This is a genomic window from Flavobacterium chuncheonense, from assembly GCF_042686145.1.
GTDB classification, from domain to species: domain Bacteria; phylum Bacteroidota; class Bacteroidia; order Flavobacteriales; family Flavobacteriaceae; genus Flavobacterium; species Flavobacterium chuncheonense.
This window is the reverse complement of the sequence record NZ_JBHUPC010000013.1, coordinates 356,181-374,500: the sequence shown is the minus strand read 5'-3', so window position 1 is coordinate 374,500 and position 18,320 is coordinate 356,181. Positions and strand designations below refer to the sequence as shown.

Sequence of the window (18,320 nt, the reverse complement as noted above, 5' to 3'; positions counted from 1 at the left end):
TATCAGTTTTGATTAATTAAATCATTCATTGTTTTATTAAAAATCTTTGTCATTTCTTCCTCTGAAATTTTTTCTTCTTTTGGAAAGTCAATTTTATTTACTTCATCTAGTTGTTTAATTTTTTTTAGATAAAATTTTACAGCTGTATTTTTTTTATAAGCTTCAAAAACAAGACCTGGTAAACCAAAATATATATCTGGACCAAATGGATATGGGAATTGTGGACAAAACCAGGCTACTAATTCAATGACTCCTTTACCTCTAAAATCATCAAAAGGGAAATCGGCTTCTGCTTTGTAACATATGAATCCGTTTATTTCTTTTGATTCATTAGTAATATTCCATTTATAAGAGTCTATTTTCTTTTCAACGAAATAAGTATCTCCTAATAACTCTGTTTTGTGAATAGTTAAATTTTTATTTAAATCAAAGAAATGGATACCACTTCCACCTCCGGCGCTAATTGCTCTAGGGTTAATATTTGGGGAATCTAGTTTTTCGATGTAATTAAATCTTGCACAACTATAGTTAATAATTAATTCATATTCTAGAAATTTAAATGAATTCATAGTATTGATAACATTATTTTTAATGTTTACATCTGTTATTTTGTTTAAATCGTCATTTGAAAATGAGTTCATTTTACCGTAAATGATACTATAGTTTTGAGATTGAACCAAAAAACTTATTGATAGAAGTAATAGTGCTAAGAGTCTTTTTTGCATTTAATAGGGTGAATTTTCTAGTAATTTTTCATTATATTTTTCTTCATCAACTGTTCTCATTTTTGGAAATGAAATATTTAAATTGTGCTTAAATAATTCAATTTTTTTGGCCACTAATTTATTGCCGTTTTGTTCTATTTCTAAAATTAATCCTGGCAAATTTTGAAAGCCGTTTGGCCCATACGAAAAAGGGATTTGTGGTGTATACCAAGCAATTGCAGAACGAATTCCAGAATTTCCTGATCGTGTTTGATACTCCCATTCGCAAGTTGCTTTATAGCAAGTATATCCATTTATATTTTTGGTCTCTTTAGCAAGTTGCCAGCTTTGTTTATTAGTAATCTCAATTTTTAAATTTTCTTTTAATTTATATAGTTTTTGAGAAGATCCATCATAATAAAAGTCATTAATTAAAACGGTTGCCTTTTGCAAAACTCTTATTTTTTGTTCAAAATCAGATAGGGTTTTTTCATCATCATTAAAAATATATCCCTTAGAGTTAGCTTTTAAAATAAAATTTTGTTTATGGTTGTTGATTATATTAACTACTTGCCTTGCTTTTTCATTCATTTCCCCAGTAGTTTGAATTTGTTTTGGCAATAGTTCATAGTGAACAATAATTGATTGACTTTGTAAAAAATTATATACAAACAAAACTGTAATTAGTAATAATCTCATAATTTTTTATATTAAAAAGGGCTTTTCAGCCCTTAAATTTTAATAACTTTCAGCTGGTAATCCCGAATAATAAATATTGTAGTTTGCATATATATACAGACTGCATAAAAACCATTAATAATTTCTTGTTGCTCTGTAAAAGTGTATTCACAATTTCATTGTTCTACTGCAGCAGCTAAAAAAGACAAAACTGCATCCATATAAATATCCATTTTTTCAACTGTTTCCTTTTTGCAAGTAACAAATAAAAGTAAGTTTTGTATTACATGTTTTCTGTATTATTTGTTAAAGTTTGAGTTTGTATATGGTGCTTGAAATCAATATTTTGAATCTTAATTTGTTAAATTAATGTTGTTTTTTTATAAATGAAATATTTTTTATGCAAGTCTATAAACGTTGTTTTTGCAATTAAAAAAAATTTCTCAATAAGACTCTTTAACTTTTCTATCTCGATTTTTAATTTCATCATCCGTTAAATTTTCTCCTTCTTTTGGCTCCTTAATTTTAATTTCTTTTGCATGGAAGTCAATTTTTTCTACTACATATCCTGTTTCTTTTTCATGCAATTCTAAAATTAAACCTGGTAAGCCAGAGTATCGTATTGGCCCCAGTGGGATCGGAATTTCTGGACAATACCAAGCGACTACCGGCCATTCAAATTCTCTACCATTCCATTTTTGAATGTAGGTATAGGTGGCTTTATAACAGGTATAACCTTCTATTGTTTTGGTTTCATTTGTTAAGTTCCAGTTGGCAAAACTAGCTTTCCTTTTTTTTAAAAGCGTTGCAAAGGAATATTGTAATTGTTCAACCAAAGTATCTTTTGTTCGGTTGATATAAAAGTAATCCAATCCATAAAATAAACCTGTAACATACTTTTTAGTATTTTTATTTTCATTATCTGATATCATATTATCGGCTAAGTAAAACATTGATTCGTCTTGATTGAAATCGAGTTTAAAACGAAGCATTTGTGCCATCATTTCTCGGTCAAGCTCTAGTTGATACCACATTCTGTCTTTTACTTTTAATTCTTCAGTTGCTTGTTTCTCCGAAAAAAAGGATTTGTAAGTGATACTACCCGAGGTTTGACTGTATGCTGTAAGACAGCAAAAAAAGATGAGAGTTATTAGGGGTTTCATTTTTTGAGACTTGGTTTAATAAGGTAACGTTTGCTAGATTATAAGACTATTTACTGTAGCGTTGCTGTATCATTTTGTGGTAGAATGCTTCGTCTATTTTTTTACCTTCTTTTGGAATTTTTATCGTTGGAGCATGGTTTGTAAAATCCATTTGGTATACCCCATATACTACATTGCGTTCTTGAAATTCTAGTATCATTCCAGGTAAGCCACCATAACCAAAGGGCCCAAATGAAGCTGGAATTTGCGGACAGTACCACGCAATTAATGGGATAGGAATTGTTTTGTTGCCACTTTTCATTTCATATTCCGATTCGGCTTTATAGCACTCAAAACCCGCTATTATCTTAGTTTCAGCACCCAATTTCCAGTTTACCAATCGGTTTTTTAGAATAATGAGTTTACCAAATTGAGCATCGTTTCTGTAATTCTGTGTTACTGAATCTCCGGCTTTAGTGTAGTAATAGGAATCGAAATTGTAATTCATATCGGTTATGCGTTGAAAATTAGCTGCTTCTAGTGTGAAGTTTAACTGGTGTTTTTGGGCTTCAATATCCTTTTTGTAATTGTCTTGCATTTCCTTTGGTAACGATTTGAACCAATCGTCGTAACCTACAGTTGCTTTGTAGTATAAGGTACCCGTATTGTTATTTTGCGCAAAAACATTTACAACAAAAAGTGTTGCCAAAAGAAACAATTGTTTTTTCATGCTAGGAGGTATGTGTTTATCTAAAACGCAAACAAAATTACTTTTAGTATTACTTTTCTTATTTTTTATTTAAAGAAAGTGTTGTGTACAAAGCACTAAATTTTGGTAATTACTAGTTCCACTCTACGGTCAAATTGTGATCCTTTTCCAAGAGGTTGACTGTTACCAAAACCTTTGTACGTCATTCGAGTTTTATTAATTTTTTTGAAACTTAGGTATTTGTAAACAGCCATTGCTCTGTTTTTAGAGAGTTCGCGTTTTTTGGTTTTATTGTCTATTGCCTCTTTGTGAAAGGTTGGCGTGCAGCATACATGTCCTTGAATTTCAAATTCAATATTTTTGTATCGCATGAGCAATTTTGCCATTCGGTCAAGTTCTTTTTTAGCGGCATAAGTAAGTTGGCTGCTACCGCGATCAAAAAGCAATTTTTCCAAATAAATACGGTCGCCTACAACTGGATTTTTGGGAATAGTATTGTATACTCCAGGAATTTTTAAATCGGCTACCGTAACGGGTTTATAATTGACTACTACGTCCACACGGCGGTTTTTGGAACGTACCTCCGGAATATTATCCAGTAAATCGTCATCGATCAATACTCGGCCCTTACCCTCAATGGTAATTATAATTTTGTTTTTGATGCCCTTTTCAATCAGTTTGTTTTTAACGGTATTCGCTCTGTTATTGGACAGTTTGAAATTATAAGCATCTTTACCACGATCATCGCAATACCCAAAGATCTCTATAGATTCTACTTTCGTGGTGTCTAATTTTTGGACAAAGGCAATCACATCCGTTGCTTGGTCTTCTCTTAAATTGTATTTGTCAAACTCAAAATATATGGAATGCACTTCCTCTTCTTGAGCGTTGGCAAAAAAGGACATAAGTAAGATTAAACAAGCTAATAGTAACCGCATGTAGTTTTATTTTAACAGTGCTTTGTAGGCTGTTGCATCGTTTAAAATAGTTTTGGCACGTTTGATTTCGGTATTGTTTTGTGTATAAAAAGTATACAAGCCTTCGCGGTATTGATTGCGGATAATCAACTCTTCTTGTAAAAGCTTTACTATTTCATTTTTGTATTTTGAAACCTCTGCTTCTTCACTTTTTACTAAGGCCGCATGCAATTGTTCGTAAGCCGTGTTGATGTCGTCTTGAATTTGTTCCTTTTTAGCTTTTTCTAAGACATTTTTAAGCGCCAATTCAGTCTCGGTATCCAAACTGTACTTGTCTTGCTTGATGAAGGTTTTAAAGTTGTTGAAATCGCTTTCAGAAACAGTAGTTGTATTTGGGTTTTTATAATACAATTGAGTTGCAAAGTCGAAAATGGCATCATTTTTAATCAATGCATCGGTTATTGTACTGGTTTTAGTTTCTTCAATTGCGATGTCAGGTGAAATTCCACCACCATCATAAACCGTTCTGCCGCCTTTGGTTTGGAAAGCAGTAAATTCGTTTTTATCTTTTTTAATAGCTTTTCCGTTCTTGTCCTTACGGGAATAATCTAATGCTTGAATACAACGACCAGAAGGGGTGTAGTATCTGGAAATGGTTACTTTTACTTGCGTTCCGTATGATAAATTAAGAGGACGTTGTACCAAACCTTTTCCGAAACTGCGACTTCCTAAAATCACTGCACGGTCCAAATCTTGTAAAGCTCCTGAAACAATTTCTGAAGCCGATGCACTTTTTCCGTTCACAATAACCGCTAATGGAATTTCCAAATCCAAAGGTTCAAATCGGGTTCTGTAGGTATTGTTGTGTTTTTCGTTTTTCGATTTTGTGGTAACGATTACTTCTCCTTTTGGCACAAATAAATTACAGATATTAACAGCTTCGTGTAATAGACCTCCAGGATTATTGCGTAAGTCTAAAACAATTTTTGTAGCCCCTTGATTTTTTAAGTCTAAAAGTGCTGCTTTAGTTTCCGAACTTGCTTTTTCTGTGAATTTTGTTAGTACTATGTAGCCAACTTGATTGTCTAATAAGGCGTAGTAGGGAACTGCTTTTATTTCTACTTCATTTAAAACGATTGCAGTAGAAGCCGTTTTACCTTGACGCATGTATTTGATATTTACCGAAGTATTTTTCGTTCCTTTTAACAATTGTGAAGCATCTTCTTTGTATTCTTTTAAATTGATATCATCAATTTGAATAATTTCGTCTCCAGCTTTTAAACCCGCTTTGTCGGCAGGAAAACCTTTGTAAATCTCACGCAAGTATACTCGACCTTCACGGCGTTGCACTAAAGCTCCAATACCCGTGTATTCACCAGTATTATTGATTTTAAATTTTAAAACATCTTGTTCGTTAAAGAATACAGTATAGGGATCAAGTTCGGCCAACATGTTTTTTATGGCAACATCCATTAACTCACCAGGGTTGGTTTCGTCTACATAGTTTTGATTCACCGTTTTGAACATGGCGGTAAAGATTTCAATCTGTTTGGCAATTTCAAAGAAATCGTTACGAAAACTTACACCAACAAATAAAAAGCCTGCAGCCAATGCAGTTAGGATGTATTTTTTTTGGAAAAGATGATTCATTTTTAGCACAATTTTTTCTTATTCAGCAAGAGTCTAAAGGTAGACCATGGCTAAATTAAGGATAAATGCTTAAATATTTCATTTAACAGGTATAAAAAAGGTTCTGAAAATGTTTTAATGTGATGATAAGAACAGTGAAAAAGAAACGAATTTAATTAAAACCCTTGGAATCGGTAGTTAAGATTCAACATGAATTGGCTTCGTTTTCCAAAAACACCCAATTCCGTTCTTACAATCCAATTTTTATTGAATTGGTATTGTGCACCAAATATTAAGTTAAAAGGAGCCGCAACTTCTTTGTCTAATTTATAGTCAATAGTTGCTTCTCCAGGATCGATACCGTTTGAAATATCTTCCAATTTATTAATGATTTGATTGGCAACAACTCTCTGGGCTAGAGGCAAACCATCAGCCCATTCCCTAAGATCGGCAATTTTACTTCCATCGCCAAAATTTGGGAAAACATCTTGTATTGCAATACTTCCCTCAGTGTCGTTTTGAATGGATTGATAAAACGTGCCTACCCATACCGAAAGCGTTCGTGTTGGTTTTATGGGGTCCATGAAAGTATGTCCTACACGTAAACTACTGTTAAAAGCGGGTATAGGTTCTACAACCACATCAACATCTGCAAAATTATAATTGTTATCCCAAGCAATCCAAACTGGACCAATGGCCCCGGCTAAAGTTGCACCAACACCAAATGAACTAGCGTCAAATCTCTGAGTGGTTTCAATGCTGATTGGATTGAGTAATGTTACTTCGGTTTGCGTTGTACCACCTCCCATAATGGCATAAACATTTAAAAAAGGTAAGATCCATAAATCAGGTCTTACGGTATAAGCGTTTGTAGTTGCAATGGTAGGTCCAAAATTGATGTAATTGCTAAGGTCAACTTTGTCTCCTCCATTGAAACCAATTGAGGTTCTTTTGATGTTGATTTCTTGTTTTTGTGTAAAAAACACTGCACTAATGCCCCATGGATAAGGCACATCATATCCTCTTTTATACGCTTTTTTGCCTAAAATGGGAAAAGTATGATTGTAATCCATGGTTTTAATACTGTCATAGTAGGCTTGATAGGCTGGATTGTTTGACTTCCCGTAACCTTGTGCATTTGAAAAATTTGTAAAAATTAACGAAACGGATACGATTAAAATTATTCTTTTCAGCATAGTCTTAATTTTTTGATTTACTTTTTCCTGCTCCTATTGGAATTCCGGCATATACGTAAAATACATTGTTACGTTGTTTTGGGTATCCGTCTTTTGCAATATTAAGTAACCCTGCGTAATATCTTACCCCAAGATTGATACCTGTGCCTTTCATTAATTTATAGCCAAGTCCGCCAGTTACTCCCAAATCAAAGAGATGGTATTGGTCTTTTACATCGCTTTCTAAAGTGATTTCTTTGCCACTTTCATTAGTTGTTTTAAACAAATCTTTTGCTTTATATCGTAATCCTATTTGAGGACCTGCCTCAAAGTATATTTGTTTGTAAAATTTGTACTTCGCATAGATAGGAATGTTGAAATAGTTTATTTTTCGGGTTGCAGTAGCTTCTGAAAAAAGAGGGTTGACATCTTGTTCGTTCAAATTGTAGGCTATTCCTTTTGCACCGAGATTTGATTTTACAATAACGCCTGTATGAAGAAATAAATTTTCTTTCATTTTGATGTCAAAATAGAAACCCAAATGCATGGAAGAATAATTTTTAGAATCGGGCATTCCGGCTAATTCGGAAACGGCTAAACCTCCATCTAATCCAAATTCCACTTTTCCTGAATTTAGTTTGTCACCGAGTAGTAAAGAAATTAAAATCTGTCCATGACAAAGTTGTAATCCAAATATAAAAACCACAACACTTACGAGTAGATTTTTTCGCATAGGAATATAGATTAGTGGATAAATGTAAGTTAATCCTTAAGCATCTATCCTAACAAAAATATAAAAATAAAGTATTAAAACCGAATCTTAGGCGTTGATTGTCATATTTATACGACAGGATGAGGTATGTGATAGCTTTTTTTGTTAAAAAGTCTGTAAATTTTAAATGATTGGCAATAAGGAGTTTTGTCTTTCTAAGTTATTTTTGAATTTCGGTAATAAATTTCTTAAACAGCTGTATGGTTTTCTCGTTAATTTCTGTGTAGGATAGTCGTTCTTTGGTTTGATAAAAAAACATTATGGCATAGTTCTTTTCGGTTCCCTCCAAGAGAACGTCTTTGTTCAAACGATAGCATTCGCGTAGTACACGTTTAAAGCGATTACGGTCTACTGCTTTTTTAAAGTATTTTTTAGAAACGGAAACCCCAAACTTAATTTTTTCGCTTTCATCTGGATTTTCAACATAAACCAAACGCAACGGATATTTGGAAACCGATTTGCCTTCGGAAAATAGCAATTCAATAGTAGTTTTGCTTTTTAATTTTTCGTGTTTGGGATACGTGAATTTCATTGGAGCAAAGGTATAAAAAAAGGCGAACCATTAAGATTCGCCTCTTTAAAATTTATTGTGAAACGCTTATGGTTTCTCGTAAACGTTATTGTCAAGGTTAACATCGGCCATTAAACCACTTGGATCAATCACAACCGCTTTAGCGCCTTTTTTAGCAATTTCAAAGGTGAAAGTAGGGTATGCCCAATCCCAACCTTTTAAAACGGTTCTTTCTAAAGCGTATGGATTTGGTTTTTCCCAACGCATTAACGTATTTGGTATATAAAAGGTTTCTTGAGAACCATCTTCATAAACTACCAAAAGGTCAATAGGCATTGGCATTCTACCAATACGCTCCAAAGTAATTTGTGTTTTATCGTTTGTTTCTGTTACCGTTTTAACGGCATAGTCGATAGTGTTTGTCGTTTGTGTCCAATCTACCAAGTACCAATCTAAATTTGCTCCAGAAACTTTTTCAGCAGAACGTTTGATGTCGTTTGGTGTTGGATGCGTTAATTTATAGTCAGCATAGTAGCGTTTTAAGGTTTTCATCAAATTATCAGCTCCAATGATGTAGCCCAATTGTGCTAAGAAAACTTCTCCTTTACTGTAGGCATTGATACCATATGACATGTTGTAATCATAACGATCAGCATGTGTTGAAAGGGGCTGTTCTTTTCCGCTGTTTGCTAAATATCGGTAGTTAGCATAAGCGCTCTCAAAAGGATTTTCGTCTTTGCTATTTTTAGATGGTAATACTTCTTGCATTGCCAAATCTGAAATGAAAGAAGTAAACCCTTCATCCATCCATTCGTGTTTTGATTCGTTTGATGCTAATACAAACTGAAACCAAGAATGTGCAAACTCATGTGCAGTTACACCTACAAGGCTAGCAAAACTTCGATTACCTGTAATTAAGGTACACATGCCGTATTCCATTCCGCCGTCACCACCTTGAATTACAGAATATTGTTTGTAAGGATATGGTCCTACGTGCGTATTGAAATAGTTTAAAAGTTCAGCCGTTTTTGGTTGTAGGTTCTTCCAGTTTTCCAAGTTCTCCTTTTTGTTTTTATACAAGAAGTGTAATTCCACATCATTTGGACCTAGAATCATGTCGTGGATGTATTCATTGTCTGCTGCCCAAGTAAAATCGTGAACATTTGGCGCAACGAAATGCCAAGTAAGTGTTTTAGTTTTTTTTGGATATTTTACTTCAACTCCTGTGTCTTGGTAACCGTGTCCAATTTCATTTTTGTTCTGTAAGTATCCTGTTCCTCCAACAGTATAATCTTTGTCAATCGTGATTTTTACATCAAAATTTCCCCATACTCCGTGGAATTCTCTTCCAATGTAAGGGTCAGCGTGCCATCCTTCGAAATCGTATTCGGCCATTTTTGGGTACCATTGCGTCATTGATAACGCTACACCTTCTTCTGAATTTCTTCCAGATCGACGTACTTGTAAAGGTACTTGACCATCGAAATCAAGCGTGAAATTAACCGTTTGTTTTGGTAAAATAGGTTGGTTTAAAGTAACTTCTAAAACCGTTCCCACCACTTTTGTTTGTGCATTAATACCATTTTGTTTGAAATTGGTAATTTTTAAATAACCGATTTCATCTGGTTTAAGTGTGCTAATGCGACTTTCTTTAACTTCTTTGTCCGCTTTTTTGAAGGTTTTTACCATCCTTTTGTCTGGATCGGCTATGGCTTGCAAACGGGCATCCATTTCACTACCCGGTTGGAAAGCATTTGGATACAAGTGGTAGAATACTTTGCGTAAAGTATCAGAAGAGTTGTTAGTATAGGCTAGTTCCTGTTTCCCTTTGTATTGGAAATCTTTAACATTCATGTCAACTTCCATTTTATAGTCAACATGCTGTTGCCAGTATCCTGGATTTGGATTGTTTTGACTGAATCCTAAAACTGAAAAAAAGGAAAATAAAAGTATTTTTTTCATCGTTTGTTAAAATTAAAAAAACCACAAAGGCACTATAAAGTGTTCTTTGTGGTTTGGAATATTTATTTGTTTAAGACACAATTATTTTGACATTTTATCTGCCATGATAATTGCATTGTAAGCATTTACAATTTTACCTGTTTTAGAAACATCTGTAAAGTTAGCAGTGTGTTGATCTTCACCAACTTTTACATTGTTTTTAACTAATAAACCACTTTCCATGATGATTTGCTTAACTTGAGAAGCAGAAAGTTTTGGATAGTATGAACGGATTAAAGCCGCTACACCAGCAACGTTTGGCGATGCCATTGAAGTACCTTGTAAGTACTCGTAAGTTTGGTTTGGAGTAGTAGCGTAAATTTTCATACCTGGAGCAAATACGTCAACATTCTTTTTACCGTAGTTTGAGAATGGAGCTACCATATCGCTACCATATTTTACGTTTAATGCACCTACAATTAATACATTGTTTGAAATTTCTGGAGCACCATCATATGAATCTGATGGGTATTTGTTTTCTACATCTAAATCTTTAGAATCATTACCAGCAGCAAAAATCACTAATACATCTTTAGAAGCAGCATATTTTAATGCATCTTGAACCCATTCTTTGTGTGGAGAATAATATTTACCAAAAGAACCGTTGATTACTTTTGCTCCGTTGTCAACTGCATAACGAATACCTAATGCGATATCTTTATCATACTCGTCTCCGTTTGGTACCGCTCTCACCGCCATGATTTTAACATCTTTAGCAACACCGTCTCCACCTTTACCGTTACCTCTCACCTGAGCTACGATACCTGCAACGTGAGTACCATGTTTAGCATCTTCTGGGTTTGGTCCAATTACGTTGTTGTTTCCGTATTTAGTGTCTGTTAAATCGTCAACATTGTCACCTACTACTTTTCTAGCATCAAAATTAACATTCAAGTTGTAGTTTAATTGATCGTACACGTAGTCTGCTCCTTTTTTAATTCTAGCGTCAAATGCTTCTTTTGATTGACCAGCTAAAATTTGCGAAAACATTGCTTTATATTGTGAAAGCGAAGCGTCAGTAGTTTCAATTCCTTTAACATCTTCTAAAGTAAAGTTGTCTTTTTTCAAGTAATCTTTAATCGCTTTGTCAGCAGCAACAATCATATCGATTTGTTGTTTAGTTTGCATTACCCCAGCAATTTCTTCATCTAATTGTGCTTTTGCTTTTGCATAATCTGGAGCACTTGGTCCTTGTGCAACGATACGCGTCATTTCTAATCTTTCATTGTTACTGTCTCCAAGAAAGTTCCACCCATGCATATCATCGATATAACCGTTGTTGTCATCATCGATACCATTTCCTGCAATTTCTTTTGGATTGTTCCAAACCATTCCTTGTAAGTCTTCATGACGGATATCAACTCCAGAATCAACAATTCCAACAATTACAGTTGTACTTTTTTTACCTTTCAATAGCTCAGCATATGCCTTATCAACGCTCATTCCCGGTACTGTGTCTTTTGCTAAGTCTAAATGACTCCATCTTTCTAAATCTTTTTCAGCTAAAGGCGTTACTTTTAGTGGTTGATTGTCAATGTTTTCAATTGGTGTAGAAACCATTTGTTTGGCCCCACCACAACTCGCTAAAGCTAATGCTAAAGTAGCAGATAAGTAAAAAGGTTTTAAAGTTCTCATTTATTTGTGTTTATGTTTTTTAATAATTTTTCATTTGACAAAAATCCGTTTAAAATGTTACAACATTATATAGTCTTAACACTATTTTAAGATTTCGTCACAAGTGAATACGTCTTTTAGGCGTACTCCTTTTTCCGTATGTTCTACAGTTATAATTTGATTGTGTGCATCGTGTTCCAACCATAAATAGTAGTTGTTGTCTGCTGCAGCATTTAGGAATTTTTCTTTTTCCCCCATTGTTAAAAGCGGACGCGTATCATATCCCATAACATATGGTAAAGGAATATGTCCTGCTGTTGCTAATAAATCGGCACAGAAAACAATTGTTTTTCCGTTATAATTGATGTGTGGTAACATTTGCTTTTCGGTATGACCATCCGCAAAAAAGATGTCAAATCCCATTTCTTTGGAAAAACCAAAGTCTCCTTCTGGACGATTTATAAAATGCAATTGTCCACTTTCTTGCATTGGAATGATGTTTTCATGCAGGAAAGAAGCTTTTTCTCTAGGGTTTGGTTTTGTTGCCCATTCCCAATGGTTCTCATTAGTCCAAAATTTCGCATTTTTAAAAGCTACTTCATATGCTGTCCTATTTTTATTCCAATTGACACTTCCGCCACAATGGTCAAAATGTAAGTGTGTCATAAAAACATCGGTGATATCATCTCGATGAAATCCTACATTTGCTAAAGATTTGTCTAATGAATGATCACCCCATAGTGAATAATAACCAAAAAACTTTTCCGATTGTTTATTACCCATACCAGTGTCAATAAGCGTTAATCGGTTTCCATCTTCAATAAGTAAGCAACGTGCAGCAATATCAATCAAGTTATTGTTGTCTGCTGGATTGGTTTTGTTCCAAATGGTTTTCGGAACTACGCCAAACATAGCACCACCATCGAGCTTAAAATTTCCGGCTTCTATAGGATGTAATTTCATTTGAAAAAATTTGTTTGCCAAATTACAAAAAAAGTAGCATTTAGAAATTGTGTGCAACAATAAATTCTAATTATTGTATGATAAGTTATAAAAATGTTAGCGGGTATGGAAAAAAGAGTTAAAAGGCTTATCTTTGCAGTTAATTTAGACAAAATCAAAATAGTAAATGATAAAAGTATCGGATACAGCAAGTAAAAAGATCGTCGAAATGATGCAGGAAGACGGTTTTAATGCTGCAAATGACTATGTGCGTGTTGGTGTCAAAAGTGGTGGTTGCTCTGGCTTGTCTTATGAATTAAAATTTGACAAAGAGGTTGGAGAAAACGACAAAATTTTTGAAGACAACAATGTGAGAATTGCAGTGGAAAAGAAAAGTTTTCTTTATCTAGCTGGAACTGTTTTAGAGTTCTCAGGAGGATTAAATGGAAAAGGTTTTGTATTTAACAACCCAAATGCAAATAGAACTTGTGGTTGCGGAGAGTCATTTTCGCTATAACTAAAAAAATATTATGTCAAAGTACACAGAAGACGATTTAAAAGTCGAATTAGAAAATAAAGAATACGAATACGGATTTTACACCGAACTGGACTCGGAAACGTTTCCTGTGGGGTTAAACGAAGAAATTGTTCGCGCTATTTCATTAAAGAAAGGCGAGCCAGAATGGATGACGGAATGGCGTTTAGAAGCTTTCCGTGCATGGCAGGAAATGGTTGAGCCTGAGTGGGCAAATGTACACTATACAAAGCCAGATTTTCAGGCGATATCATATTATTCTGCGCCAAAGAAGGCAGATCCAAATAAAACGTTAGATGATGTTGATCCAGAATTATTAGCTATGTATGAAAAGCTTGGTATTTCTGTAGACGAGCAGAAAAAAATAAACAATGTTGCTATTGATATTGTTGTTGATTCTGTTTCGGTAGCAACTACTTTTAAAAAGACATTGGCTGAGAAAGGTATCATTTTTATGAGTATTTCGGAAGCTATTAAGGAACATCCAGAATTGGTACGTAAGTACATAGGAACAGTGGTTCCACAGAAAGATAACTTTTACGCGGCTTTAAATTCGGCTGTTTTTTCTGATGGGAGTTTCTGTTATATTCCAAAAGGTGTAAAATGTCCGATGGAACTTTCAACTTATTTCCGTATCAATCAAGGTGGAACAGGTCAGTTTGAAAGAACATTGGTAATTGCTGATGAAGGAAGTTATGTGTCGTATTTAGAAGGGTGTACAGCACCAAGTCGCGATGAAAATCAATTACACGCTGCTGTTGTAGAATTAATCGCTTTAGATGATGCAGAGATTAAATATTCTACTGTACAAAACTGGTATCCAGGAAATAAAGAAGGTAAAGGAGGAGTGTACAACTTTGTAACCAAAAGAGGTTTGTGTGAGAAAAATGCAAAGATATCTTGGACGCAAGTTGAAACAGGTTCCGCAGTTACTTGGAAATACCCTTCATGTATATTGAAAGGTGATAACTCAATTGGTGAATTTTATTCGATTGCCGTTACTAATAATTTCCAACAAGCCGATACTGGAACAAAGATGATTCACTTGGGTAAAAATACCAAGTCAACGATTATTTCTAAAGGTATTTCTGCTGGAAAATCACAAAACAGTTATAGAGGTTTAGTGCAAATTTCTTCAAGAGCTGAAAATGCACGTAACTTTTCACAATGTGATTCTTTATTAATGGGTAATGAGTGTGGTGCTCATACTTTCCCTTATATTGAAAGTAAAAATACTTCGGCTAAAATTGAGCACGAAGCAACAACCTCTAAAATTGGTGAAGACCAGGTATTCTACTGTAATCAAAGAGGTATTCCAACAGAGAAAGCTATTGCTTTAATTGTTAACGGTTTCAGTAAAGAAGTTTTGAACAAGTTACCAATGGAGTTTGCTGTGGAAGCTCAAAAATTATTGGAAATCTCTTTAGAAGGTTCCGTAGGATAATCAATCATAATTCAGAATATAAAATACATTCATACAATGTTATCAATAAAAAATTTACACGCTTCAGTAGAAGATAAAGACATATTAAAAGGAATCAACCTTGAAATTAAAGCAGGTGAAGTACATGCGATTATGGGGCCTAACGGTGCTGGTAAATCGACTTTGTCTTCAATTATTGCAGGAAACGAAAATTATGAAGTTTCTGAGGGTGAAATCTTTTTAGACGGAGAAGATTTATCAGAATTAGCGCCTGAAGAAAGAGCACACAAAGGAGTTTTCTTATCATTCCAATATCCAGTAGAAATTCCTGGAGTTTCGGTTACAAACTTCATTAAAACGGCAATTAATGAGAAACGTAAAGCTAATAATGAGCCTGAAATGCCAGCTAATGAAATGTTGAAAATGATTCGTGAGAAATCAGAATTATTAGAAATGGATCGTAAGTTTTTATCACGTTCTTTAAACGAAGGGTTTTCGGGAGGTGAAAAGAAACGTAATGAAATTTTCCAAATGGCAATGTTGGAACCAAAAATTGCCATCTTAGATGAGACAGATTCTGGTTTGGATATCGATGCTTTACGTATCGTTGCAAACGGAGTTAACAAGTTGAAAAATGAAAATAATGCGGTTTTAGTGATTACACACTATCAACGTTTATTAGATTACATCGTTCCAGATTTTGTTCACGTATTAATGGATGGAAAGATTGTGAAATCAGGAACAGCTGCTTTAGCATTAGAGCTTGAAGAAAGAGGATACGACTGGATTAAACAAGAACAAGAAGCATAATATGGAGTTGAAAGAAAAAATGTTGGCTTCCTTCATGGCTTTTGAAGAAAAGTTTCAAGGAAATGAAGATTTGCATGAAGTTCGAAGTCAAGCCATAAAAAATTTCGAAGATAAAGGGTTTCCTACGAAGAAAGAAGAAGCATGGAAATACACGTCTTTAAACGCAGTTTTAAAGAATGATTTTTCAGTTTTCCCAAAGCAAGAGAACGCTATTGAGTTTAAAGAAGTAAAAAAATATTTCTTACACGAGATAGATACTTTTAAAGTGGTATTTATTGATGGTGTTTTCAGTTCGTTTTTGTCATCTACAACTCATGACGGACTGGATGTTTGTTTGATGTCATCGGCATTAACAAAGCCAAAATACAAAATGGTGATTGATACTTATTTCAATCAAATTGCGAGTAAGGAAGAGACTTTAACATCGTTAAATACGGCTTTTTCACACGAAGGGGCTTATATCAATATTCCAAAGAGTAAAGTGGTGGATAAACCTATAGAGATTATTTATTTCTCTACAGGAAATGAAGCGGCTTTAATGGTTCAACCAAGAAATTTGGTTATTGTAGGTGAAAATGCACATGTGCAAATTGTTGAGCGTCACCAAAGTTTGAATTCAAATCCTGTATTGACAAATTCAGTAACTGAGATTTTTGCTCAAAAGCGTGCTATTGTAGATTATTACAAAGTACAAAATGATGTGCAGACCGCAAACATGATTGATAATACTTACATTGCGCAAAAGCAAGAGAGTAGAGTTTCAGTACATACGTTCTCATTCGGAGGAAATATAACACGTAACAACTTGAATTTCTACCACCAAGGGGAGCGCATTGATTCAACATTAAAAGGTATTACTATTATTGGAGACAAACAACATGTTGATCATTATACCTTGGTGAATCACGCTACTCCAAATTGTGAGAGCCATCAGAATTACAAAACCATTCTTGATGGTAATGCAACTGGAGTTTTCAATGGTAAAATATTTGTTGAAAAAGAGGCACAAAAAACAGATGCGTTCCAACAAAACAACAATATTTTATTGAGTGATAAAGCTACTATTAATGCGAAACCACAATTGGAAATTTTTGCTGATGATGTAAAATGTTCACACGGTTGTACAATAGGTCAATTAGATGAAAATGCAATGTTCTACATGCAACAACGTGGAATTCCTAAGAAAGAAGCAAAAGCGTTGTTAATGTATGCTTTTACAAGTGAAGTTACTGCAAGTATTAAAATACCAGAATTAAAAGTTAAAATAGCCAGACTTATTGCTAATAAGTTGGGGGTAAATATGGGCTTTGATTTGTAGTCATAAAAAAGAGGAGGACTTTAAAATCCTCCTTTTTATTTTTATAATAATGTCGATTAGGTATGAATTATTGGATCAGCGCTGCCATCTGGGTCACCGTTCACGGTACCATCAGTACTTGGATTTCCTAAAAGCAAAACTCCTGCTGCATGAGGTGCCGCCATTGATGTACCACTTATAGTATTATATCCTCCGTCTTTCCATGTTGATTGAATGGAAACACCAGGAGCACAATAGTCAACTGGAGTACCATAATTTGAAAAGCCAGCAAAATTATCGTTAACATCCATTGCCGAAATTGTATAAATGTTGTTTCCATTTGCACGTGCTGGCGAATGATTATTAGCATCATCAGACTCGTTTCCGGCTGCTAATACAAATTTCACTCCTCCTGATGTTGCATTTATTACAGCATTGTCAAGAGTTTGCGAAATACCTCCGCCTAAACTCATATTAGCAACATCGTTTGCTGCTCCATTGTTTCTTACGTATTCTACACCAGCAATAACACCAGAGATGCTTCCGCTGCCTCTTCTGTCCAATACTCTAACGGCAACAACAGTGCTTCCTGGAGCAACTCCAACGGTTCCTATATTGTTGTCAATTGCAGCAATAGTTCCTGCAACATGTGTCCCATGTCCGTTTTGGTCATCTGGGCTAGTATTGGATGGCGAACCTGTTAAGAACGATACACTTCTTGTAACATCAACATTTAAATCTGGGTGATCTAAATCAATTCCAGAATCGATAACCCATGCAGTACGTGTTGAGGTTGTGTTTCCACCTCCAACTCTTGTGGTTCCATAAGGTATTACTTGTCCAGAAGTACTGCCTCCACCACCTCCAGGTTTACCCGAAGGAGGAGCATAAGTTATCATTTGATCTTGTTCGATGTAGGCTACATTTGGATCTAACTTTAATTCAGCAAGTTGTTGTTCGTTTAATTTTACAGCAAATCCTTTAACTGTTTTGCTGTAATAATGACTTACATTCTGATTGCCCACTTTGTATCTACCCAATACATTTGAGGTTTTGTTAATAACGTCACTTTTTTCTGTAGCTCTATTTAGAATGTTGGAAAAAACATTGTCTTTATAAACCACTATATAGGAACCTTCAATAGGAACAGTCCTAAACGTCTCCCTGTTTAGTGTGTTTTGATTAACTACTGCATTGGTGTCATTTTGTAAAACATTTTCAGTTGTGTCATCTGAGCAACTACAAGCTAAAATTAATGTAGAAAAGGCAATTGCAAGGTTAGATTTTTTCATATTCTTCATGTTTATTTATATAAAAATATAAATTTTTATTAACTATTTTTAACAATTGAATTGTTTATTTGTTATTATAGTAACTAAAATATTAAAATGTTAAGAAAAATATTATAAGTATTCCTTTTCTAAAGGAATGTATAAGTGTGTTTTTTAACCTTTATTTATT

At 34.2% G+C, this 18,320-nt stretch carries 17 protein-coding genes; 4 read left to right on the top strand and 13 right to left on the bottom strand.

Features of this window, described 5'->3' with window-relative positions:
- Positions 1–2: 2 nt before the first annotated feature.
- The 12 genes from ACFS5J_RS09230 to ACFS5J_RS09175 form a co-directional block, all read right to left on the bottom strand.
- Complete coding sequence (locus ACFS5J_RS09230) at positions 3–725, bottom strand: GLPGLI family protein (RefSeq protein WP_379811831.1); 723 nt, start codon at positions 723–725, stop codon at positions 3–5.
- On the bottom strand, positions 726–1,403 hold the full coding sequence (locus tag ACFS5J_RS09225; protein WP_379811830.1) for a GLPGLI family protein: 678 nt from the start codon (positions 1,401–1,403) through the stop codon (positions 726–728).
- A gap of 422 nt (positions 1,404–1,825) precedes the next feature.
- Positions 1,826–2,545, bottom strand: a complete 720-nt coding sequence (locus ACFS5J_RS09220; protein ID WP_379811829.1) for a GLPGLI family protein — start codon at positions 2,543–2,545, stop codon at positions 1,826–1,828.
- 46 nt (positions 2,546–2,591) lie between these two features.
- Positions 2,592–3,254: a GLPGLI family protein gene (locus tag ACFS5J_RS09215; RefSeq protein WP_379811828.1), complete on the bottom strand. Its 663-nt coding sequence runs from the start codon at positions 3,252–3,254 to the stop codon at positions 2,592–2,594.
- Between the two features lie 95 nt (positions 3,255–3,349).
- On the bottom strand, positions 3,350–4,171 hold the full coding sequence (locus ACFS5J_RS09210; RefSeq protein WP_379811827.1) for an OmpA family protein: 822 nt from the start codon (positions 4,169–4,171) through the stop codon (positions 3,350–3,352).
- Positions 4,172–4,177: 6 nt separating this feature from the next.
- The gene (locus tag ACFS5J_RS09205) at positions 4,178–5,800 is read right to left on the bottom strand and encodes a S41 family peptidase (protein ID WP_379811826.1); all 1,623 of its coding nucleotides are present in this window, start codon (positions 5,798–5,800) and stop codon (positions 4,178–4,180) included.
- A gap of 155 nt (positions 5,801–5,955) precedes the next feature.
- Positions 5,956–6,975: a hypothetical protein gene (locus ACFS5J_RS09200; protein WP_379811825.1), complete on the bottom strand. Its 1,020-nt coding sequence runs from the start codon at positions 6,973–6,975 to the stop codon at positions 5,956–5,958.
- 4 nt (positions 6,976–6,979) lie between these two features.
- Positions 6,980–7,687, bottom strand: coding sequence for a porin family protein (locus ACFS5J_RS09195; RefSeq protein ID WP_379811824.1), 708 nt, complete (start codon positions 7,685–7,687; stop codon positions 6,980–6,982).
- 199 nt (positions 7,688–7,886) lie between these two features.
- The gene (rnpA, locus tag ACFS5J_RS09190) at positions 7,887–8,258 is read right to left on the bottom strand and encodes a ribonuclease P protein component (RefSeq protein ID WP_379811823.1); all 372 of its coding nucleotides are present in this window, start codon (positions 8,256–8,258) and stop codon (positions 7,887–7,889) included.
- Positions 8,259–8,324: 66 nt separating this feature from the next.
- Positions 8,325–10,199 carry a M1 family metallopeptidase gene (locus ACFS5J_RS09185; RefSeq protein WP_379811822.1) on the bottom strand — a complete coding sequence of 625 codons (1,875 nt, stop codon included), beginning with the start codon at positions 10,197–10,199 and terminating at the stop codon, positions 8,325–8,327.
- A gap of 81 nt (positions 10,200–10,280) precedes the next feature.
- On the bottom strand, positions 10,281–11,873 hold the full coding sequence (locus tag ACFS5J_RS09180) for a S8 family peptidase (RefSeq protein ID WP_379811821.1): 1,593 nt from the start codon (positions 11,871–11,873) through the stop codon (positions 10,281–10,283).
- An 81-nt stretch (positions 11,874–11,954) separates the two neighbouring features.
- Positions 11,955–12,815, bottom strand: coding sequence for an MBL fold metallo-hydrolase (locus ACFS5J_RS09175; RefSeq protein ID WP_379811820.1), 861 nt, complete (start codon positions 12,813–12,815; stop codon positions 11,955–11,957).
- A gap of 166 nt (positions 12,816–12,981) precedes the next feature.
- Between ACFS5J_RS09175 and ACFS5J_RS09170 the strand changes: the two genes are divergently transcribed.
- The 4 genes from ACFS5J_RS09170 to sufD are packed head-to-tail and all read left to right on the top strand — an operon-like array spanning position 12,982 to position 16,880.
- Entirely contained in the window at positions 12,982–13,311 is a 330-nt protein-coding gene (locus ACFS5J_RS09170; protein ID WP_379811818.1) for a HesB/IscA family protein, read from the top strand.
- Positions 13,312–13,324: 13 nt separating this feature from the next.
- Positions 13,325–14,773, top strand: coding sequence for a Fe-S cluster assembly protein SufB (sufB, locus tag ACFS5J_RS09165; protein WP_379811817.1), 1,449 nt, complete (start codon positions 13,325–13,327; stop codon positions 14,771–14,773).
- A 36-nt stretch (positions 14,774–14,809) separates the two neighbouring features.
- Positions 14,810–15,562 (top strand): Fe-S cluster assembly ATPase SufC, encoded by a 753-nt coding sequence (gene sufC / locus ACFS5J_RS09160; protein ID WP_379811815.1) that lies wholly within the window; start codon positions 14,810–14,812, stop codon positions 15,560–15,562.
- A 1-nt stretch (position 15,563) separates the two neighbouring features.
- Positions 15,564–16,880, top strand: a complete 1,317-nt coding sequence (sufD, locus tag ACFS5J_RS09155) for a Fe-S cluster assembly protein SufD (protein WP_379812259.1) — start codon at positions 15,564–15,566, stop codon at positions 16,878–16,880.
- Between the two features lie 56 nt (positions 16,881–16,936).
- Here sufD and ACFS5J_RS09150 read toward each other — a convergent pair whose 3' ends face one another.
- Positions 16,937–18,151, bottom strand: coding sequence for a S8 family peptidase (locus tag ACFS5J_RS09150; protein WP_379811813.1), 1,215 nt, complete (start codon positions 18,149–18,151; stop codon positions 16,937–16,939).
- Between the last annotated feature and the right edge of the window lie 169 nt (positions 18,152–18,320).